Origin of the sequence: Nocardia sp. NBC_00508 (genome assembly GCF_036346875.1) — a bacterium.
Lineage (GTDB): Bacteria > Actinomycetota > Actinomycetes > Mycobacteriales > Mycobacteriaceae > Nocardia.
In genome coordinates this window covers 7332748-7353478 of record NZ_CP107852.1, presented here as the reverse complement: position 1 = coordinate 7353478, position 20731 = coordinate 7332748, and the positions used below count along the sequence as shown (strand labels likewise).

Here is a 20731-nt window from a genome sequence, read left to right as displayed (position 1 = left end):
TGCGAACGGGAGGAACATGGAGATCGGACTGAGATGGCTGATCGATGAGGAACTCGACGCTTACGTCGAGGAGAGTCGACAGTTCAATGCAGCCTCGAGAGCTGTCGCAGGCCCGACCACTGTCGAGGAGCTACGGCAGGCCCGGGACAGGCAGGCCACGTCTCTCACGCCATCGGGTAACAGGGCCACCCAGGACACCGCCGAATTCGGCGGGCGTCGAGTCCCGGTGCGGATCACCGTCCCCCGAGAAACCGAGATCCGTGGCGCCTACCTCGACATCCACGCCGGAGGGTTCTATCTCGGATCAGCGGCGAGTGGGGATGCCCGCAATGCTCGTCTGGCCGACAATCTCGGCGTGGCCGTGGTGAGCGTCGACTATCGACTGGCGCCCGAGCATCCATGGCCTGCGGCTCCCGACGATTGCGAAACCGCTGCCCTCTGGCTCCTGGAACGGGCGGAGTCATTGTTCGGGACAACGGAACTGGCGATCGGCGGAGCATCGGCGGGATCCACTCTGGCCATGACCACCTTGCTGCGTCTACGAGACCAGGGCCTCGCCGATCCGTTCGCCGGTGCTGTCCTTCAGTTCGGCGCCTACGACCTCAGCGGGCAATCTCCCGGCGCCAAACTGTACGCCGACGAGTTCTTCATCGAGGCGTATGTCGGCCACATCGCCGACCGGACCGACCCCGATATATCTCCCCTCTACGGCGACCTCTCCGACCTACCACCAGCGCTACTGGTAGTAGGACGTCTCGATATCCTCCTCGAGGACAACCTGGCTATGGCCGCCCGGCTCTCCGCGGCAGGAAACGATGTGGACATCCGGGTGTACCCCGAGTCCACACACGCATTCACCTTTCGCCCGACCGGCATGGCCGCCGCCGCCCTTCGGGATATCGAATCGTGGCTTGCATACCGTCTGGCCAGGAAATAGTCCAGCAGGCTGTTCGAGGGATCGCCTCTCTCCTCGAGGGCTGTCATCTCAGGAACTCTCGACGCATTGCGCGACTGCCCGATCCCTTCGCATGCAACCTTGCCGGTCTCTTTCGAAACAGGTCGGGCTTCGACGGTGGCTGTACGGAACGCACGGAGAACCGCACCTGGGCTGACGCACCGGACGCGACCATGCGCAACAGACTCGGACCGACCGGGTAGGTAAGGTCTGAGGCGTCGTGGAACGGACTCCACGAGGCACCCGCCGAACGGCTTCGCGCGGACACGCCACACCTGTCGAACGAGAGAGCTGATTGATGCCGACCTCTACAGCACGTGCACAGATCGGGGTCACCGGCCTGGCGGTCATGGGTAGCAACATCGCCCGCAACTTCGCCAAGCACGGCTATACGGTGGCGCTGCACAACCGCAGCATCGCCAAGACCGACGCACTGCTCGAGGCACACGGCGACGACGGCGACTTCGTGCGCACCGAAACCACCGAGGAGTTCGTCGCCGCGCTGGAGAAGCCGCGCCGGGTGCTGATCATGGTGAAGGCGGGTGCCGCCACGGATGCCGTCATCGAGGAACTCGCAACCGCGATGGAGCCGGGCGACATCATCATCGACGGCGGCAACGCCCTCTACACCGACACCATCCGCCGCGAAGCCGCGCTGCGGGAACGGGGATTGAACTTCGTCGGCGCCGGTATCTCGGGTGGCGAGGAGGGCGCGCTCAACGGCCCGTCGATCATGCCCGGTGGCCCGAAAGAGTCCTACGACTCGCTCGGTCCGCTGCTGGAATCGATCGCGGCGAAAGTCGACGGAACGCCGTGCTGCACCCATATCGGTCCGGATGGTTCCGGGCACTTCGTCAAGATGGTGCACAACGGCATCGAGTACGCCGACATGCAACTGATCGGCGAGGCCTACCACCTGTTCCGCGACGCGCTCGGCTTCGACGCGAAGCAGATCGCCGACGTGTTCACCCAGTGGAACTCCGGTGACCTGGAGAGCTACCTGGTCGAGATCACAGCGGAGGTGCTCGAGCAGGTCGACGGGAAAACGGGCCGACCGCTCATCGATGTCATCGTCGACGCCGCCGAGCAGAAGGGTACCGGGCGCTGGACGGTGAAGTCCGCCCTGGATCTCGGGGTGCCGGTGACCGGTATCGCCGAGGCGGTTTTCGCGCGGGCCCTCTCCGGTTCGCGCGCACAGCGTAAGGCTGCCGCCGGTCTCGCTGCGGGCCGGTTGGCGGACAAGCCCACCGATGTCGAGCAGTTCACCGAAGACATCCGGCAGGCGCTCTACGCGTCGAAGGTCGTCGCTTACGCCCAGGGCTTCGATCAGATCGCCGCGGGAAGCGCCGAGTACAACTGGCACCTGCGCCCCGGCGACCTCGCGACGATCTGGCGCGGCGGCTGCATCATCCGGGCCCGGTTCCTGAACCGGATCAAGGAAGCCTACGACGAGAACCCGGAACTGCCGAGCTTGATCCTCGCGCCCTACTTCCGTGCGGCGATCGAGACGGCGATCGACAGCTGGCGGCGCGTAGTGTCCACCGCGACCCTGCTGGGCATCCCGGTACCGGCGTTCGCGTCATCCCTGTCGTACTACGATGCCCTGCGCGCCGAGCGCCTCCCGGCCGCGCTCACCCAGGGGCAGCGCGACTTCTTCGGTGCACATACCTACGAGCGCATCGACGCCGAGGGCAAGTTCCATACGCTCTGGAGCGGCGATCGCAGCGAAGTCTCTGCGGACTGAGCAAAGCCTGTGCGTTCCTGTGACCGCAGGGTGTAATTGTCGCTTGCCGCTGTATGCGTCACTGCGGCGAATGCGCCCGCCCGGAGAGATCATCCTGAGTTGTTTTCCCTGGGGCACAGTGATTCTCGGCCATGTGAGCAGGAACAGCACGAGTAGCCCGACTACTCGGATCGATGGCGGTTTCCGGCGGCGCGTTCCCAGGCTGCCCCGCGTAGCAGTCGTAGCCCGTTGAGCCCCACAATGACCGTGGATCCCTCGTGTCCGGCGACGCCCAGCGGCAGGGGCAGGGTCCCGACGAGGTCCCAGACGGTGAGCACGCCGATGAAGGTGGCGGCTATGGCCAAGTTGGCCACGACAACTCGACGCGCCTGTCGTGCCAGCGCGATCACCGTGGGAATCGTGGTGAGGTCGTCGCGAACGACGACGGCGTCGGCGGTCTGCAAAGTCAGGTCGGCACCCGCGCCGCCCATCGCTATGCCTACCTCGGCGGCGGCGAGGGCCGGTGCATCGTTGATGCCGTCACCGACCACGGTCACCTTTTGTCCGTCGGCCTGCAGTCGCCGCACCGCGGTCACTTTGTCGTCGGGCAGCAGTTCGGCCCGGACATCGGTGATGCCGACCTGCGCGGCAATCCGGCCGGCGGTAGCGCGGTTGTCGCCGGTCAGCAGTACCGGCGCGGTGCCGGTCAGTTCGGTGGCGCCGCGCACGGCCGTCGTCGCTTCCGGTCGAAGCTGGTCGGTGATGGCCAGCACGCCGATCGGGAATTGCTCGCAGGTCACGATGACAGCGGTGTAGCCGCTGGTCTGCAATGAGTCGACGGTGGCGCGCACTGCCTCGGTTTCGGGAGTGCTGTCGGTTTCCGGTCCCATGGTGGCGGGGGAGCCGACGCTGATCAGCCGGTCGCCGACGCGGGCGGTCACGCCGCGACCGGGATGTGCGGTGAATCGGGCTATCTCGGGCAGTCCGAGGTCCCGGACGCGCGCCGCGCGCACGATGGCCGCAGCCAGCGGATGCTCGCTGGGCCGCTCGGCCGCCGCGGCGAGTCGCAGCACCTCGGCATCGCTGAATCGCGAGTCCAGACAATGGATTTCGATGAGTTCGGCCGCGCCGCGGGTGAGGGTGCCGGTCTTGTCGAACGCGATCCGCTCGGTGGCGCCGAGCTTTTCCATCACCACCGCGGATTTGACCAACACGCCGTGGCGACCCGCGTTGGCGATTGCCGCCAGCAACGGCGGCATCGTCGCCAGCACGAGCGCGCAGGGGGAAGCGACGATCATGAAAGTCATCGCCCGCAACAGAGCGCGCTGCACGGTGTCCCCGAGCAGCAGTGGGATGGCGAACACCGCCGAGGTGACCACCACCATGCCGATCGAGTAGCGCTGTTCGACCTTCTCGATGAACAGCTGTGTGCGGGCCTTGGTCTGCGCGGCCTGCTCGACCGATGCCGCGATCCGCGCGACCATCGAGTCCTCCGCGCGGCGCTCGACCCGAATACGCAGGGCGCCAGTGCCGTTGAGAGTCCCGGCGAATACCTCGTTACCGACGGTTCTGTCCACCGGTAGTGGTTCACCGGTGATGGTGGCCTGATCGACTTCGCTGCCGCCGGAGATCACGGTCGCGTCCGCGGCGATCCGCTCACCGGGCCGCACCACGACGACATCCCCGACTCGGAGTTCGGCGGCGTTCACCGTCTCTTCCGCATTGTCGCCGATCACCCGGTTCGCAGTGTCGGGCGTGAGATCGAGCAGCCCGCGCACCGAATCCTCGGTCCGGGCGGTGGCCAAGGCTTCCAGGGCGCCGGAGGTGGCGAAGATGACGATCAGCAAGGCGCCGTCGGTGATCTGACCGATTGCCGCCGCACCGATCGCCGCGGCGACCATGAGCAGGTCGACGTCGAGCGTCTTCTCCCGCAACGCCCGCAACCCCGCCAGTCCTGGCTCCCACCCGCCAGCTGCATAGCAGGCCAGATACAACGCCCACCACGGCCACTGCGGCCCACCGATCAGCTGCACCGCCAGACCAGCCAGGAACAACACCGCGGCCAAGGCTGCCCATCGAACCTCCGGCAGAGCGAACAACCGGGTCCGGCGCACCGGCACCAGACCGGGTATCGGATTCGGACGAGTCGGCGCGAGGGTCGGCGCGGCCACGGCTCACCTCCAAGACAGCGAATGAACAGACGGCCCAACCATATCAGAAAATATGAACAGGTCTTCATTTATTCCTGGAGTATGCTCTTCGGTTATGGGACACGGCATAGGAGGCAGAGACCGGCCTGCCGCGCGCCTTGATCCCGATTCCGCCAATCATGTGGCGACCACGCTGCAGGCGCTGGCCACCCCGAGCAGGCTGATGATCCTCACCGAGCTGCGCCAAGGCCCGCAATCGGTGAGCGCACTCGCCGACGCGATCGGAATGGAGCAGTCCGCTGTGTCCCATCAGCTTCGGCTGCTGCGCCACCTAGGGTTGGTCACCGGAGCCCGCACCGGCCGCAGCATCGTCTACAGCCTCTACGACAACCACGTCGCCCAGCTCTTGGACGAGGCGATCTACCACAGCGAACACCTGCGCCTCGGATTGTCCGACCGTCCCGAAAGCACGGGGTGACCGTCCGTATCCGACGGGCGACACTCCGGATCAGCCGAGCCGGGGCCGAAATCTTCAGCGGCCTCGAGGCCGAGACGCATTGCGCCACAGGACGGGTGCCGAATACATCCTGAGCATTGATCGATCACATCCGTATCTTGTGCGCCACGGCACAGCGCCAGACACATTTCGCAACATTTCCCCCGAGTTCTGGCAACCAACCGGCTGACAAATCGTTGCTTAGCAAACCTATGGTCTTGAGCTGTGAAACACGGCTGCGCGCAGCGCACGACGCCCCGATACCGTCCACTTTGGAGTGGAGCGGGCTGAATTGGGTCCACTCGCCTGACCGGTCGGCACACGCCGCAAATCCGGAGCCGACGCGTCGCTATAACCCAGCACAGTCGCGGGTCGAGCACGTGCTCCTGGCGGCGCACTGAGATAGCACCGGAACCACTCCTACGCAGAACGATTCGCGCGCCTCGCCGATCCACCTGAACGGTCGGCGAGTTGCGACGCGTCCGAATGCGGCTCGTGCACACAACCCACGCCGCTTACGCACACGGGCGTAGGCGCGTCCCCGAAACGGAGCAACACGTGGTCATCAGTCCTGTCCAGGACATCCCCGCACGCAGCGCGCCGCGCTTCGCCCCGCAACGCGGCGGCGTGCCCACTTCGCTACTCGTGATCGTCGCGATGGTCAGCATCCAGCTCGGAGCGGTCGTCGCCAAACATCTGTTCTCGATCGCCTCGCCCACGACGGTCGCGTGCGCCCGGATCGTGCTGGCCGGCGCGTTCGCCATGCTGCTGTGGCGGCCTGCGCTGCGAGTGGAGCGCACAGCGCTGTTCCCGATCGCCGGGCTCGGGGTAGCGATCGCCGCCATGAATGTGTGCTTCTACGCGGCGCTGGACCGCATTCCGCTGGGTATGGCGGTGACCATCGATTTCCTCGGCCCACTCACCATCGCGCTGATCGGCTCGCGCCGCTGGCGCGACGCGCTATGGGTGGCGTTCGCGGGCGCGGGGGTTTTGCTGCTGGTCGATAGCGAAGGACCGCTGTCATGGACCGGCGTACTGTTCGCTATGGCCGCCGGTGTGGGCTGGGCTGCTTACATTGCGTGCAGCGCCGTGGTCGGCAGGCATACCTCCGGGCACGACGGACTGGCCTTGGCCATGGGATTCGGCGCGCTGCTCGCGTTGCCGCCAGTGATCGCGAGTGGTGCTGCGATAGTGCTGAGTCCGGTGTTCCTGGTCGGGGCGGCGACGCTGGCCGTACTGTCCTCACTCGTGCCGCACGCGATCGAGTTGGAGGCTCTGCGCAGGATCACACCAGCGGTGTTCGGCGTGATGATGAGCCTCGAACCAGCGGTGGCCGCGGGCGTCGGACTGCTACTGCTGGGCGAGGAATTGCAGGTCGTCCAGTGGCTGGGTATCGGCCTGGTGGTCGTGGCGTGCGCCGGCGCGGCGCGCGGTCCCGGCGAAACGCAGTCTCGAACAGTGTCGAAGGAGCGTGTGCGGATGTCGCGTTCCAGGGGGCTGAACAAGCCCTCAACTCGGCAGCATTCGGCGTCGTCGCGGGCGGAATTTTAGTGAAAGTCGATGTCGGTCAGTGTATTTTGGTGCCGCTACCAGCAGCGCCACGATTGCGTCGAATGCGCGGCGCTCCACCGGGCTCCGTTGAAACTTGGACTATCAGTGAGATAGGCAACATCAAATCTCGGTGAACTTTTCGCATCTACCGCCGGGTACGTGATCGAATGCTCTGCAACTGACGTCGAACCCGCTTGCCGGTGCGGGTCCATGGATCCAGGAGGTTGTAGCTGTGGCCGACGCAAGCGTGCCCACGCTACGTCCGTCCGAGCTGGAAAAATCGGCCGAGCGTGACGCCGTTGCCGATGGCCCTACCCGGCAGCTCGGATATCGACAAGTTCCCGATGCCCCTACCCGGCAACTCGGGTATCGGCAGGTTCCGGATGGCCCGACCCGGCAGGTTGGTTATCGCCAGCTCAGGTCGCGGCCATCACGGATGGTCACGTTCCCCGAGGCGGCCGGAGACGGGCTGTTGCCGCAGGTCTCCGATGGAGACGTCACGACGTTTCTGGCGGACGCCTACCGGAGCCTGCCGCCCGCCGAGTTCGCGCGCATCGACGCCGTCTACACCAACGGAATCCGCGCGACCTGCCGCTGGCTGGCCGAACACAACGGGCAGCCATGCGATCACGACCTCAATCGGCACGACCAACGCAGGTGGCTCGACCCCCTCGGCGCCGGTCTCGCGGCGCACATGCTGACGGTCCTACAGCCTCGCCTCGCCGTGCCGGATCGCCTCCGTCAGGGTTCCGGCGGCGGATTGGTCGCCGAGTGGAACGACATCCTGAGCCTGTACCGGTTCCTCGGTGGTCTCGTCGCCGATAGTCCCAGCCGCGGACACACCATCACCCGCCTCCGCGGCGCTCAAGCCGCATTCCTGCTCCATGGACTGCGCCTCGATCTGCCACCGGATCTCGCGTACTCGGTCGGACCGGGGCTGACCACGACCCCGATCGATCACGAGACCATCACCCGTATCCGTGCCAGGACCGCCAACCCGGTGGAAGCGGCCGCGCTGGCCACCGCACTGTTCACCGGCGCTACCGCAATGGAACTCAATGCGATTCCCTGCGTCGCCCTCACCGCCGACGCGCTGATCTTCAACGGCCCGATCGGTTACGCACACGCTCCCGACCTATATGTATGGGCGATACCGCCGTTGGCGCGCCCGCTGCTCTACGAGGCCCGCGTCTACCGGGAAGCGCACGACACACCCAACAGCAAACTCTTCGCCGGTGCAGTCGGTGGAGCGGGCTTCCGTCTGCGCAGACTCGCCGCGGCATGCGAGGTGACCCTCCCGGACCTGTACCACTGGCACCACAGCTGGATACGACAAGCCGGGCTGCTCCGCATGTCCGAACAACCGACCCCGGTTCGCAACACCGATTTCCTGTTCGGCCTGAAGCTCGCTCCCCGCCCTCGCCGACGCCGCGCGCGCTGACGACGGCGATGACCCGGATCCGGCGCGATGGGTTCAGCTGGTGCGACCCGACCCAGGACATCCCCGGTTCCGATTCACATGCTCGGGCGAGGACGACCTCGCGTTGCAATGGGGACCTCCGGAATAAGATGGCAGACCAGCAGTTTGAGATAGAACAGCGGGACGAACCATGCCAGTAGCGCCGGTACCGGGAATGCGATCAGATTGACCAGGAGCACGGCCATATAGGCCGCCATGGCAACTGGACGGCGCAATCCGGCCGGAACGGATTCGATCAGAAGCGCGGACCCGAGCAGCAGCAGGGTGTTGGCGACGAACCACACCGGATCATCGAGCAGCAGGAAGCCGACAACGGCGAGATGCAGGGTGTGGACCGCGACGAAACCCAACCGGCCCCCCGATGAGCGGGTGCGGTGGTACCAGCGTTTCGCCGAGTTCGTCGCGTTGGTCAATACGCCTCCGACGACGTCGCAGGCAATAACGATCGACACCGCGATCTCCGCGACGCTGCGATCGGAAAACTTTGGCCAGCAGTAGCTTACGAGAAGCAGAAGACAGATCGCGCCGCCGACGTATTCCACGGCCGCCTCTGCCCGGCTCTTCCCAGGGCCCATGAACCGTTCCAGGCGTCCGGCCCACCCGGCAGATGTCGCCGGAATCGCCCAATCCGCTTGCAGATCACCGCGCATGGGGAGGCCCCCACAATCCGGCTAGCAGGCTGAAGATCTGATCGGTATCGCCGCCACCCGCGAGCGCCCAGTGATCGCCGACGCGGAGCACAGCGGCGGATGCCGAAGTCAGGAGCTCACGGTCCACGTCCGTGCGGATGACGCCGAGGTCGACGCCGTTCTCGATCACGGCGGCCAGCCAGGATCGCTCGTCTGCGGTGGCATTCCGGGTGATGGCGGCATCGGCGAGGGCCCGATCGAGGGGGTTGTCCTCGAGGAAGCGGACGAGTCCGGCCGAGTCCTCGCGGAGGCGCGCCCAGAACGCGTCCGGCGTATGCGCTGGGATCCAGGTGCCCAGTTGTCGCCGCAGCCGATCGGAGACGTCGGAGAGCACCAGCCCGAGGACGTCGTCCTTACCGTCGAAGTACTGGTAGGCGGAGGTCTTGGAGATAGCCGCGTTGGCGATGATCGCGTTGTATGAGGCGGCCTCAGGGCCATGGTGTGCGAACTCGGTCTTCGCGGCGTCGATTATGGCGCGTTGTCGTTCGGGTGGGAGCCGGTAGAAGCGAGGAAGGGGCATGTACCAATGGTACATGCCTCTGGTGCGCACCATTGGTGCACTTCTGTGTCACCGAGCGTCGTCGACCAGATGCCGGGGTGCGGCTTGCCGCCAGGAGTCGAGAACGATGGTTTCCAGTTCCTCCCCGTCCTCCAGCGCGACGAGACGCACCCGCACCCAGGCGTTGTTGGCTTCGTGCGCGGCGATCCAGAACTTGTCCGGTTCGGCGACAACGAGTTCGTCGCGCTCGGCGATGGGGCAGCGGACGGCCATCGACGTCTCGGCCTCCGGCAGCGTGAGGAACAACTTGCCTGCGACCCGGAAAGTCGCCATGCCCCACGTGAACTGTTCGGATGTTTCCGGCAGCGACAGGGCAAAGGCGCGGGCATCGTCCCCAGTGGCACTCATGCGCTGAATCCTTCCAGGCGTCATCGACACTCCCGAACGTGGTCGGGCGGAATCGACGCCGAATTCCGGCCTGGCACACGTGGCAACAGCTGGGTCCGCATAGGGCGCTGCACAACCCACGAAAGCACAGTTTGTACCCGATGTAGCGGGGTAGTCCTACCCGATGACGCCACGGCCCTGAGGCCGACCCGTGTCCTGCTCGACGCCGCGACGTTCCGGCATCCGCCCTCGGGTTCGCGGGCTGACGGGTTAAGGTGGGCGGAGGTGGGTTACGAACGTCCGCGATCCGAGGAGGAGTTGCGGGCATGGAATGGTTCACCGCACCCGAATACTGGTTGGGCAGGCAGGTACTGACGCGCGGTGCCGCAGCCATCTATCTGATCGCCTTCGTCGCGGCTGCCCGGCAGTTCCGGGCGCTGATCGGCGAGCACGGCATGACGCCGGTGCCGCGGTTGTTGGCGCGGCGGTCCGTCCGTGCGGCGCCGAGCATCTTTCATGTCCACTATTCCGACCGGTTCTTCGCTGTGGTCTGCTGGTTCGGTGCGGCGGTGTCCGTGGCGATGGTCGCGGGCGTGGCCGACTGGGTGCCGTTGTGGGCCGCGATGCTGCTGTGGCTGACGCTGTGGATCCTCTATCTCTCGATCGTCAACGTCGGTCAGGCATGGTATTCGTTCGGCTGGGAGTCCCTGCTGCTCGAAGTCGGCTTCATCGCGATCTTCCTCGGCAACGACCGCACCGCACCGCCGGTGCTGGTGCTGTGGCTCGCGCGCTGGCTGCTGTTCCGCGTCGAGTTCGGCGCGGGCCTGATCAAGCTGCGCGGCGATCGGTGCTGGCGTGATCTCACCTGCTTGTACTACCACCATGAGACGCAGCCGATGCCAGGGCCGCTGAGCTGGTTCTTTCATCACCTGCCCAAGCCGCTGCATCGGGTCGAGGTCGCCGCCAACCATTTCGCTCAACTCGTCGTGCCGTTCGGCTTGTTCGCTCCGCAGCCGGTGGCGAGCATCGCCGCGGCCATCATCGTCGCCACCCAGCTGTGGCTGGTACTGTCCGGCAACTTCGCGTGGCTGAACTGGGTGACGATCGTCCTCGCCGCTGGCGCGATCAGCCAGTCCTCGGCGGCAGCGGTACTCCCGGTGCCCACCCCGCCCGCTCTGCCGGGACCACCGCTATGGTTCGCGGGCCTGGTCATCGGGTTCACGGTGCTGGTGGTGTTCCTGAGCTACTGGCCCATGCGCAACATGATCTCCAGTCAGCAGCTGATGAACCGGTCCTTCAACCCCTACCACCTGGTGAACACCTATGGCGCCTTCGGCACCGTCGGCCGGATCCGCTTCGAGGTGGTGATCGAAGGCACCGCGGAGCCGACGATCACCGAACAGACCGCGTGGAAAGAGTACGAATTCAAAGGAAAGCCCGGTGACCTGCGCCGGCTTCCACGACAATGGGCGCCGTATCACCTGCGCCTGGACTGGCTCATGTGGTTCGCCGCCTTCTCACCGCACTATGCGCGGGACTGGCTGGGCCCGTTCCTGATGCGACTGCTGGAAAACGATCGGGCGACGCTTCGCCTACTCCGGTACAACCCCTTCCCCATGTCCCCGCCGCGTTACGTGCGCGCGCAACTGTACGAGTACCGCTTCACCACACCACGGGAGCTGGCTCGCACCAGAGCCTGGTGGCATCGCACGCTGGTGAGCCGATACGTCCCACCGGTAACCCTCACCGACGACCAACCCCGCCACCTCGGCCTCGAATGACGGTGGTGCGGCGGCGAGGAATCCGATGCGACACAGTCGAACACGCCGATTTGTTTCGCTGACCCATTCGCATCGCGCCGCACGGCGTGGTCGGGCTACCGCAGAACGCGTTTCTACCGCCGGTCGAGCTGGCTGTGTCCACCGAAATCGAAGCGGCCGCACAGCTATTGGAGTCGCGGCCGGGACGGTATTCCCTGGTTTACCGGGCCACCTCGAGCCAGTCCTGGTAGTGCGTGGGCGCCAGTTGTGCGTCCGGTCCCGCGGTGAGCACATCGCCGGTGACGGCTGCGAACATGCCGGCCTTGTCGTCGGTGATGACGGCCCGGCTGTCGTGCTGTGCCGCCACGGTGATCCTGCCGAGTTCATCGAGGGGAAAGACGTCCGGTCCGGCGATGTTCCTGATCCCCTGCAGCGGGGTGCCGGTGGAGACCTCGACGACCGCGTCGACGACGTCCGCGGCGGCGATCGGCTGGAGGCGGGTGGCGGGCAGGTGGACGGTGTCGCTGTCGGAGGTCGAGGAGAAGACCGCGTCCATGAACTCGAAGAACTGGGTGGCGCGCACGATGGAGTACGGCGTCGGCCCCTGCCGGAGCATGTCCTCCTGCAGGGTCTTGGCACGGTAGTAGTCCAGCTGGGGCACCTGGTCCACTCCGACGACCGAGAGAATGACGTGATGTCCGACACCGGCACGCTCTCCCGCGGCGAGCAGATTGTTCATGGAGGTGCGGAAGAAGTCCAGGGACGCCTCGTCGAAGGTCGGCGAGTTCGCCACGTTGACCACGACCTGAGCGCCCTCCAGCGCCTGGTCCAGGCCCTTCCCCGAAATCAGGTCGACACCGGTGGACGGTGCCGCCGGGATGGCCTCATGTCCGGCTGCGGTCAGCTTCTGGACCACCTGCGAGCCGATCCGTCCGGTACCGCCGATGACTGTGAGCTTCATGGTTCTCACCTTTCACGTGGGAACCCCCGGCATCCCCGGAGGTACATACCGGTCGATTGCACGATGTCCGAAATCCTGAGCACATCCGACCGGTTCAGCAGGGCGCACGCGTTGGTGATTCGGTCAGGTTCCATGCGGTCACGCGCAACAGGGACCAGCGTATGAACACCCGGTCGAAGCTTGCTTCATCCTTTGCGAGTGAAACGCCGCTCCACCGCGCCGCTGCCGGTGATCACCCCTTCTCGCCGGAAGTCCCGCGCCGCGTTGTCGATTCGGCCCTCGCGCAGCAGCGGATGCCGCACCCGAGCATGCGGACCAGCCGCCGCAGGGGCCGAATCCACGAAACGCAGGCACTCGTCGGCTCAATGGATCACGAATCGGCCAGGCTTGCCCGGGCCGCGGTCATGAAAGAGATCTTGTACTCCTCGAGGTGTTCGTTCACCTCGGCATCGATTTCCCGCCACACCGCCTGGTTGAGTGCGCGCCCGTAGTCGTGAACCGGGCCTTGGAGGACCGGCGCGCAGAGCAGCACGAGGCTGCGTTCGCCGATCCACAGCTTCGTCATCGTCGCTTGGGCTCGCGTCATCCAATCGTCCTCATCCTCCCCCCACGATTCCGGACGGGTGTAGGCGGCTCGCTCGGCCTCCTGCGCACAGGCGATGAAGTCCTTGATCGCTTGGACTTGTTCGGCGCGGCGCGCTTCGGCGGTGGCTGCGGCCTGCCGCTGCCGCTCGGTGCGCTCCGCGGATCGCTGCGTGGTCCGCTGCGTGAACGCCGTCAACCCGCCGCCCAGGACCACGCCGACAAGCGAAAAGGCAGACGCCCATAGTTCCCCCGGCATAGCTAGACCACTCCTTTGAAACCGGCTTGGATCCGTCCGGTCACATGGTGTCATTCGCGACTCGACAGGGACAACTGACTTCTGACCGGCGGTGCGCCGGAACGAATTCGGTTGTGCGGCTCGGCGACGAGCTCGGTCCGCCAGAGCGCGCACGATTGCCCCCATGCCGCTGCTCAGATGCTCCAGGAGTTGGCCATCCCGTGAACCGCCCGAGCACCGGCGGCAGTCCGATATGGATCATCGAACCGCGGCGGCCGACGTCGGGCGGAGTTGTCCCGATCGTTCAATCAATGATTGAAACATTGTTCGAGCCATGCTTGACTGGTGACATGACTGACCAGGTCTCCGCAGCGGTGAGCACCCGGGAGCGACTTCTTGCCGCCGCGGAACGACTGCTGTTGACCGGTCGATACGACGATGTGTCGGTCCGGAGCATCTGCGGCGAGGCCGGCGCGAACCCGGCTGCGGTGCACTACCACTTCGGGTCGAAGGACGCGCTGGTCGCGGCGTTGCTCGAGGACCGGTTGGGGCCACTGTGGGCAACGCGGTTGTCCGCGGTGACCGCCGAGCGCGGTTCGGTGGCCGAGGTCGTCGACGCCGTCATCGAGCCCTTCGTCGAATTGGCCGCCGATCCGGTAGGCCGGTTGCACCTGCGGCTACTGGCCCAGTTCGTGCTGGGGCGGCATGCGACCCAGTGGCGGCAGCCGTGGTTCCGGATGGACTCGTGGGTTGCCCTCCTGCCAGGAGTCGACGAGCAGGAGAGCCGCCGACGCTGGATGTTGGCCTTCGACTTGATCATCACGCGATTCGGCGGCGCCGCAACCACTGAGCGGACGATGTCGGACGCGGCGGTGGACTCTCTGCGTGACTTCGTTGTCGCCGGGCTGACCACCGCCAAGGGAAAACAGCGATGAACGAGATATTCGCACCGGCCGAGTTGGGGCCGATCACCTTGCGCAACCGGGTGATCAAGGCGGCGACGTTCGAGGGCCGTACCCCGGACGCACTGGTGACCGACGATCTGATCGAGTTCCATCGAGAGACTGCGGCGGGCGGGGTCGGCATGACGACGGTCGCCTATTGCGCCGTCACACCGGGTGGACGAACCGACCGGCATCAGATCTGGATGCGCCCGGAGGCGGTGCCGGGCTTGCGCAAGTTGACCGACGCTGTCCATGCCGAGGGTGCGGCGGCGAGTGCGCAGATCGGGCATGCCGGTCCGGTCGCAAACGCGAGATCCAACGGCGTTCCCGCGCTCGCTCCCAGCAGAATGATCAGCCCGCTCACGATGCGCTTCACGAAGGTGCCCGATCTGGGGGAGATTCGCGAGCTCGTCGCCGCGCACGCGAACGCGGCGACGCTGGCCGCGCACGCGGGATTCGACGCGGTGGAAATCCATTTCGGGCACAACTACCTGGTCAGCTCGTTTCTGAGCCCGAAGTTGAACCGGCGCACCGACAGGTACGGCGGTTCCACCGTCAACCGTGCCCGGTTGGCGCGCGAAATCGCCTGTGCGGTACGCGAAGCTGTGGACGGACGGCTCGCGGTGATCGCGAAGCTCAACATGGATGACGGCGTACCGGGCGGACTGACAGTGCCCGAGTCGCTGCAAGTGGCGGCGTGGTTGGAGACGGACGGCACGCTGGATGCGCTGGAACTGACCGCTGGAAGCTCGCTGCTCAACCCGATGTTGCTGTTCCACGGCCGTGCGCCACGCCGGGAGTTCGCGAACGTCCTTCCCATACCGGCGCGCTGGGGTTTCCGCCTTGTCGGCCGGTCCTTCCTGAAGGAGTACCCCTATCGAGACGGGTACCTGCTGGATCGGGCCCGCCAGTTCCGCAGGGAGCTGTCGATGCCGCTGATCCTGTTGGGCGGCATCACGAATCTGCGGACCATGCAGCAGGCGATGACCGAAGGATTCGACTTCGTCGCTATGGGCCGGGCGCTGCTGCGAGAACCGAACCTACTGCACCGCATCCGATCCGACGGCGCTACGCAGTCGGCCTGCGTCCACTGCAATGAATGCATGCCCACGATATATACGCGCACCCGCTGCGTCTACCGGCCCGATCGATCCGGTGCGCCGATCCAGTTGACGGTGTCCGGCATGGACGGCGGACCGAAGGAACAGATCTGACCGGCCGCGTTGCGGGCGACGTCGTGCGGACCAGTGCATGCCCGCGCGCTCCTGATGGCGCACGGCGAACAGGCCCCTCATCGACGACCTTCGCGGTGCCCATGCGCGAGCGGAGCTGACCGTTCTCGATTCTGCGCGGTCAGACAGCCAGTGTCGGCGGTGTGGTGGCCGGTTGCGCGGGTGGGCGATAGTCGTGCCAGGCGGTGGCGAGACGGGTGACAGCTCTGATGAGGGTGCTTTCCGGGTGGCGGAAGTGCAGGCGTATGTAGTCGTTGCTGCCACCGGCCGCGTCGAGCCCGCTGCCTGCGAGCACGGCGACACCGTGGCGAAGAGCGGTCTGGGCGAACGAGTTGCCGTCGCCGTAGGGCAGCCGCACCCACAGTGTCTGGCCACCGCGGACGGCCGACACCGTCCACTCGGGAAGCTGTGCGGCCAGCGCACCCAGAAGCGTGTCGTGGCATGACTGCCGTTGCGCCGCATGGCTTGCGCACAGTGGATCCAACTGGAGGACCAGCCGCGCCGCGGCGAGTTGCACCGGTAGATTTCCCCCGAGGTCATGTACCGCCCTCAGACGGGTGACGCGTTCTACGACCGGGATCGGCGCGCGGATCCAGCCGATGCGCAAGCCGCCCCAGATGCTCTTGCTCAACGACCCGATGGCGATTGCGGCGTCCGCGTCGACGGCGAACGGCGGTATGACCTCATCCGGGAACGCGAGGTCTGCGAGTACCTCGTCGGCGATGAGCGCGACGCCTGCGGCAGCGGCCACTTCGGCGATTCTCCGTCGGATCAGGCGGGAAAGAACTGCGCCCGTGGGATTCTGGAACGCCGGGGTGAGGTAGCCGAGGACCGGACGGCGCGCTCGGACAGCCGCCTCGAACCCGGCGAACCCGACCGGCAGTGCATCCAAGACGGCCGCTTGTTCGCGGAATGCCTCGAGCGCGCCTGGATAGGTCGGCGTCTCGACCAGAACTCGATCGCCGGGGGCAATGAACGCGCGCGCCAACAGTGACAGCGCTTGCTGGCCACCGTTGGTGACGAGAATCCGATCCGGATGCGTCGGCGCCCCCAGCCGGGTGTAACGCTCGGCAATAGCCTCGCGCAGGATCGAACAACCGGCAGGGTGATAACCGATGTCAGCGGTTATCGACGCCAACTCGGGCAGCATGGCGGTGAACGCAGCGGTCACCTCCGGGGGCGGTGCGGCGGGCGCGGCACAAGCCAGCGAGATCAGCTCAGGGTCCGGCTCCAGCAGATGCAGGAACATCGGCGCACTGGTGGTATTCGTCGCCGCCACCGGCGCCGCACCCGCGACCCGAGTGCCGCTGCCTTGGCGCCGTACGATCCGGCCTTCGCCTTCCAGAAGCCCGTAAGCGGCGACCACCGTACTGCGTCCGACGGAGAGAATCCGCGCGAAGACCCGATCCGGCGGCAACACACTTCCCGGCGGGAGTTCGCCCTCATCGATCAACTGGCGCAGCCGTGCCGCGAGCAGCAGATACAACGGACCGCGCCCCGTGGACCAACGGCCGAGACGATGCACTACTTCGATTGGCTCCATCAGCGAACCAATTTTGCCGGATTGGCCCTGGTCGTGCCAAGCCGAGCCCACCACCATGGCGCACATGAGCAAAGAAACGACCACTTCACCCAGCCGAGCTGTTTCCATCTCCGACACCATCGCCACATTGCCGGGGCCGTTCCAGCAACGCGAGTTGGCACAGGTCAATGACACCGTGGTCCGCGCCGCCCGGCTCGAGGGCGAGTTCCCCTGGCACTACCACGACGAGGACGAACTGTTCCTGTGCTGGGACGGCACCTTCCGCATCGAACTCGAAGGTCGCCCACCGGTCACTCTCGGGGCGGGCGACCTCTTCGTCGTCCCCAAAGGAATCCGGCATCGCCCCGTCGCGGAGACCCGGGCCCACGTCCTGCTTGTCGAGCGACCCGAGACCAAGCAGTACGGCAACTGAATATGCTGCGGCCGAATAGCTGGGGTTCCGGTAGTAACCGCCGGAAAAACAACGGATATGGCGTAGCTGCCGGTCAGCGCCGCCGATTGGCTCCTGGACCGAGCAGGCTGGTCAGCTCACGCATTGCCTGCGGTGACGGCTTGAAGTAGCGGCGCAGGTTCTCGGCCTTTCGGTGTCGCGATTTGGCCATCAGCTCGAGCAGGCTGGCCCCGGACTCCCTGAGGTGGGTCAGGCCCGAATGCCTGAGTTCGTGCAGATCCCAGCCGGTTCCGGGTCCGGCGAGCGCGGTTCGCGACACCAGTTCAGCCATTTGGCTGTGGACCTGCGACACACCATGCCGGACCCGCGCAACTCCAGCGCGGCCCGGCACCCGGTGATGAGCTACCTGCGTACCCATTGCACAGAACCCGATCTGAGCGTTGACATCATCGCCCGCGATTGCGTGCTGTCGCGCCGCGCGCTGTATCGCCTCAACGAACGGACCTTCTATCGCACCTTCCGCGCCACGACCGAGTTCACTCCGCTCGAATACCGCATCGCCGCACGCCGCACGTCCAGCAGAGATGTCCCGATGCGGTAGGCAGCAGAGCACCCGGGCCGTGTTGATCAGTGAGCGATCGAGATGGCGAAGGGCGCGAAGCCGCGTGATCGGATCACGTGCGGTACGAACAGGATCGCGGCTTCGGTGGCGCGCGCGGTCTCGATCCCGCCGAGGTCGGTGATCCACTCTTGGTGCCAGCCCAGGTCGGTGAGAAGCCCGGCCACGACCTGCTTGGCCTGCGCGTCGTCGCCGGAGAGAAATACCGTCGGGGCTTGAGTGAGGGTGGTGGGCGCGGTCATCACCGTGTAGAGCATCGTGTTGAGTGTCTTGACCACGTGCGTGTCGGGCAGGGCCGCCTGCAGTTGCTCGGCCAGGCTCGAGCCGGGGTAGAGCAGCTCTGCGGGCAGCCCGTCGGGTCCGTCGACGGTGGCGTTGGCGACATCGATCAGGATCTTGCCGCGCAGTTCCTCGCCCAGCGCGGTGAGCCGCTCGAACGAGCCGGTGCCCAGGGTGGCGTTGATAACGATCTGCCCCGCCCGAACAGCCGCAGTAGCAGCGCCCGGCGAACGATCCGCCACGGTCACATCATGTCCGGCCGAGCTGAGAGCGCTGGCCAAGTTGCCGCCGACGCGGCCGTTGCCGAGAATAGCGATGTTGCTCATGGTGAACAGTCCTTCTGTGTAGCGGTGTTGTGGTCGGTGGGGTCAGCGCGAGAGGGTGGTGACCGCGGCGGCGTGGACGCCGGGGGCGGTGGCCAGGAAACTGTCGCTGTCGGGGGTCCAGGGGCGGCCGTCGGTGGTGCAGATCTGTCCGCCGGACTCGGCGACCAGCAGCGCTCCGGGCAGCAGGTCCGCGCGGGCCCCGGCGAACTGCCAGAATGCCTCGATCCGCCCGGCGGCCACGTTCGCCAGATGCAGGGTCGCGGGCACGGCTGTGCGCACCACGAGCGCGTCGAGAAGCATCTCGGTGATCGAGGAACCCACCCGCCGCACCAGGCTCTCCTGCTCGTCCGGGCGGGCCTGGCTCGTGGCCACGATGCTCAACCCGAGGTCGGTGGCCCCCGATACGTGCAGACGGCGACCATCGAGGTAGGCACCGCCACCGGCGAGCGCGGTGTAGGTGTGCCCGGTCAACGGCAGATGGACCACGGTGAGCACCGGCGCGTTCTCGCGCACCAGGGTGGCGGTCACCGCCCACTCCGGCAGGGCGTGCAGGTGATTGACGTTGCCTTCGGCCGGATCCACCACCCACCATTCACCGCCCGGCAGCGCGCCACCGTGGAGTTCCTGTTCCTGCTCCACCCAGCCGGCGTGCGGGCGCAGCGCGTGCAAGCGGGGGCGCAGGATGTCCAGGACCGCGTCGTCGTTGGCGGCCAGCGCACTCATCAATTCTTCACGGGTGCGGGACAGGGTGACCTCGCCAAAACGTTCACGCAACGGCGCGCTGGCCGCGCGGACGGCGGCCTCGGTCTGCGCGAGCAGTGCGGCGTCGGCGACGGTGGCGACGGGGGTGTCGGTCATCGACTCGGGCATGGTGGTGCTCCTTGTCTGAGCAGCGGTGATGTTCTCGGCCGGGTGAGTGGTCGTCGTTCGTTTCCCGGTCTTCTCGACCGTAGAAGCCGCCATCATTAACATCAAGTGCATGTAAGACACGCTTAAGATGACTGTCATGCAATTGGATTTGAATCTGCTCGCAGCCCTCGACGCGCTCCTGGAAGAAGGCAGCGTGGCAGGTGCGGCGGAGCGCTTACATGTCACCGCCCCGGCGATGAGCCGAAGTTTGGGCAGGATCCGGCGCACGACCGGGGATCAGATCCTGGTCCGCACCGGACGGACGATGACCCCTACGCCCTACGCGCTGGCTGTGCGCGAACAGGTCCACGATCTGGTGGGGCAGGCCCGCGGCGTGCTGGCACCCAATCGTGAACTCGACCTCGCCACGCTCGAACGCACATTCACCCTGCGCTGGCACGACGCCTTGGTCGCCCTCAGCGGCCCCCGCCTGCTCGCGGTCGTGCGCGAGCAGGCACCCCGGGTGCGGCTGCGTTTCATCGCCGAATCCAGCATCGACACCCCCGGGTTACGGCGCGGGGAAATCGACCTCGCCGCCGACGCCGACCCCCCGAACGCCCCCGAGATCCGCGCGGATCGCATCGCCCAGACCCAGCATGTGATCGCTGTGCGCCACGGGCACCCGCTCACCGAGGTCGAGACCCTCACCCCCGAGCGGTACGCCGCAGCCGAACACATCACCGTCTCGCGGCGCGGACGCCTGAGCAACCTTCTCGACGACGCGCTCGCCCGCCTCGATCTCACCCGCCACGTGGTAGCGAGCGCGCCCACCGAACGAGCCGCCCTCGAATTCGTGCGAGACTCCGACCTCGTCGTGACCACCCCGCAATCCACCGCGCGCGTGGGCGCGGCGGACCTCGGCCTGGCCCTGTTGGCGCTGCCGTTGCAGTTGCCGCCCGCTGCGGTGTACCTGTCATGGCACCAGCGCTACGACACCGACCCCGCACACATCTGGCTGCGCGAGCACGCACGAACCGCGTTGACCAGCGCGATGAGGTGACCAGCCACGCAGGAAGC

22 protein-coding genes are annotated in these 20731 nt (G+C 66.4%); 11 read left to right on the top strand and 11 right to left on the bottom strand.

From position 1 onward, the window contains the following. Window positions 1-16 precede the first annotated feature (16 nt). Entirely contained in the window at window positions 17-937 is a 921-nt protein-coding gene (locus tag OHA40_RS33140) for an alpha/beta hydrolase (protein ID WP_330230734.1), read from the top strand. A gap of 316 nt (window positions 938-1253) precedes the next feature. Then, a complete protein-coding gene (gndA, locus tag OHA40_RS33135) occupies window positions 1254-2699 on the top strand; it encodes an NADP-dependent phosphogluconate dehydrogenase (RefSeq protein ID WP_330230733.1) in 1446 nt (481 codons plus the stop codon). A 161-nt stretch (window positions 2700-2860) separates the two neighbouring features. Here the strand turns inward: gndA and OHA40_RS33130 are convergent, their stop codons facing one another. Beyond that, window positions 2861-4849: a heavy metal translocating P-type ATPase gene (locus tag OHA40_RS33130; protein WP_330230732.1), complete on the bottom strand. Its 1989-nt coding sequence runs from the start codon at window positions 4847-4849 to the stop codon at window positions 2861-2863. Window positions 4850-4943: 94 nt separating this feature from the next. Between OHA40_RS33130 and OHA40_RS33125 the strand changes: the two genes are divergently transcribed. From OHA40_RS33125 to OHA40_RS33115, 3 genes are all read left to right on the top strand, one after another. After that, window positions 4944-5306 carry an ArsR/SmtB family transcription factor gene (locus OHA40_RS33125; protein WP_330230731.1) on the top strand — a complete coding sequence of 121 codons (363 nt, stop codon included), beginning with the start codon at window positions 4944-4946 and terminating at the stop codon, window positions 5304-5306. 576 nt (window positions 5307-5882) lie between these two features. Further along, window positions 5883-6875, top strand: a complete 993-nt coding sequence (locus OHA40_RS33120) for an EamA family transporter (RefSeq protein ID WP_330230730.1) — start codon at window positions 5883-5885, stop codon at window positions 6873-6875. Between the two features lie 436 nt (window positions 6876-7311). After that, window positions 7312-8316: a hypothetical protein gene (locus OHA40_RS33115; protein ID WP_330230729.1), complete on the top strand. Its 1005-nt coding sequence runs from the start codon at window positions 7312-7314 to the stop codon at window positions 8314-8316. A 74-nt stretch (window positions 8317-8390) separates the two neighbouring features. On the opposite strand, the gene OHA40_RS33110 is transcribed toward OHA40_RS33115, so the two are convergent. From OHA40_RS33110 to OHA40_RS33100, 3 genes are read right to left on the bottom strand one after another with little or no spacing between them, the layout of a single operon-like run. Beyond that, entirely contained in the window at window positions 8391-9005 is a 615-nt protein-coding gene (locus OHA40_RS33110; RefSeq protein ID WP_330230728.1) for a hypothetical protein, read from the bottom strand. Beyond that, window positions 8995-9564: a TetR/AcrR family transcriptional regulator gene (locus OHA40_RS33105; RefSeq protein WP_330230727.1), complete on the bottom strand. Its 570-nt coding sequence runs from the start codon at window positions 9562-9564 to the stop codon at window positions 8995-8997. The genes OHA40_RS33110 and OHA40_RS33105 overlap by 11 nt, the downstream gene beginning before the upstream one ends. 48 nt (window positions 9565-9612) lie before the next feature. Then, window positions 9613-9951 carry an MmcQ/YjbR family DNA-binding protein gene (locus OHA40_RS33100; RefSeq protein WP_330230726.1) on the bottom strand — a complete coding sequence of 113 codons (339 nt, stop codon included), beginning with the start codon at window positions 9949-9951 and terminating at the stop codon, window positions 9613-9615. Window positions 9952-10256: 305 nt separating this feature from the next. Here OHA40_RS33100 and OHA40_RS33095 point away from each other — a divergent pair, with 305 nt between their 5' ends. After that, a complete protein-coding gene (locus OHA40_RS33095; RefSeq protein WP_330230725.1) occupies window positions 10257-11711 on the top strand; it encodes a lipase maturation factor family protein in 1455 nt (484 codons plus the stop codon). Window positions 11712-11910: 199 nt separating this feature from the next. Here the strand turns inward: OHA40_RS33095 and OHA40_RS33090 are convergent, their stop codons facing one another. The 3 genes from OHA40_RS33090 to OHA40_RS33080 form a co-directional block, all read right to left on the bottom strand. Continuing rightward, a complete protein-coding gene (locus OHA40_RS33090) occupies window positions 11911-12651 on the bottom strand; it encodes an SDR family oxidoreductase (RefSeq protein ID WP_330230724.1) in 741 nt (246 codons plus the stop codon). A 185-nt stretch (window positions 12652-12836) separates the two neighbouring features. Then, window positions 12837-12992: a hypothetical protein gene (locus OHA40_RS33085; RefSeq protein ID WP_330230723.1), complete on the bottom strand. Its 156-nt coding sequence runs from the start codon at window positions 12990-12992 to the stop codon at window positions 12837-12839. Between the two features lie 29 nt (window positions 12993-13021). Next, a complete protein-coding gene (locus OHA40_RS33080) occupies window positions 13022-13492 on the bottom strand; it encodes a hypothetical protein (RefSeq protein WP_330230722.1) in 471 nt (156 codons plus the stop codon). Window positions 13493-13821: 329 nt separating this feature from the next. Here OHA40_RS33080 and OHA40_RS33075 point away from each other — a divergent pair, with 329 nt between their 5' ends. Both OHA40_RS33075 and OHA40_RS33070 read left to right on the top strand, forming a co-directional pair. Beyond that, window positions 13822-14406, top strand: a complete 585-nt coding sequence (locus tag OHA40_RS33075) for a TetR/AcrR family transcriptional regulator (protein WP_330230721.1) — start codon at window positions 13822-13824, stop codon at window positions 14404-14406. Beyond that, the gene (locus tag OHA40_RS33070) at window positions 14403-15629 is read left to right on the top strand and encodes an NADH:flavin oxidoreductase (protein WP_330230720.1); all 1227 of its coding nucleotides are present in this window, start codon (window positions 14403-14405) and stop codon (window positions 15627-15629) included. Before OHA40_RS33075 ends, OHA40_RS33070 begins: the two co-directional genes overlap by 4 nt. Window positions 15630-15768: 139 nt before the next feature. Here OHA40_RS33070 and yczR read toward each other — a convergent pair whose 3' ends face one another. After that, entirely contained in the window at window positions 15769-17190 is a 1422-nt protein-coding gene (yczR, locus tag OHA40_RS33065; protein WP_330230719.1) for an aminotransferase-like domain-containing protein, read from the bottom strand. Window positions 17191-17254: 64 nt separating this feature from the next. Here yczR and OHA40_RS33060 point away from each other — a divergent pair, with 64 nt between their 5' ends. After that, entirely contained in the window at window positions 17255-17602 is a 348-nt protein-coding gene (locus OHA40_RS33060; protein WP_330230718.1) for a cupin domain-containing protein, read from the top strand. Between the two features lie 73 nt (window positions 17603-17675). On the opposite strand, the gene OHA40_RS33055 is transcribed toward OHA40_RS33060, so the two are convergent. Next, on the bottom strand, window positions 17676-17912 hold the full coding sequence (locus OHA40_RS33055; protein WP_330230717.1) for a hypothetical protein: 237 nt from the start codon (window positions 17910-17912) through the stop codon (window positions 17676-17678). 6 nt (window positions 17913-17918) lie between these two features. Here OHA40_RS33055 and OHA40_RS33050 point away from each other — a divergent pair, with 6 nt between their 5' ends. Next, complete coding sequence (locus OHA40_RS33050; RefSeq protein ID WP_330230716.1) at window positions 17919-18182, top strand: hypothetical protein; 264 nt, start codon at window positions 17919-17921, stop codon at window positions 18180-18182. Between the two features lie 26 nt (window positions 18183-18208). Here OHA40_RS33050 and OHA40_RS33045 read toward each other — a convergent pair whose 3' ends face one another. Continuing rightward, the gene (locus tag OHA40_RS33045; RefSeq protein ID WP_330230715.1) at window positions 18209-18805 is read right to left on the bottom strand and encodes an NADPH-dependent F420 reductase; all 597 of its coding nucleotides are present in this window, start codon (window positions 18803-18805) and stop codon (window positions 18209-18211) included. 42 nt (window positions 18806-18847) lie between these two features. Further along, entirely contained in the window at window positions 18848-19675 is an 828-nt protein-coding gene (locus OHA40_RS33040; protein ID WP_330230714.1) for an inositol monophosphatase family protein, read from the bottom strand. A gap of 136 nt (window positions 19676-19811) precedes the next feature. Between OHA40_RS33040 and OHA40_RS33035 the strand changes: the two genes are divergently transcribed. After that, complete coding sequence (locus OHA40_RS33035) at window positions 19812-20714, top strand: LysR family transcriptional regulator (RefSeq protein WP_330230713.1); 903 nt, start codon at window positions 19812-19814, stop codon at window positions 20712-20714. The last annotated feature ends 17 nt before the right edge of the window (window positions 20715-20731 follow it).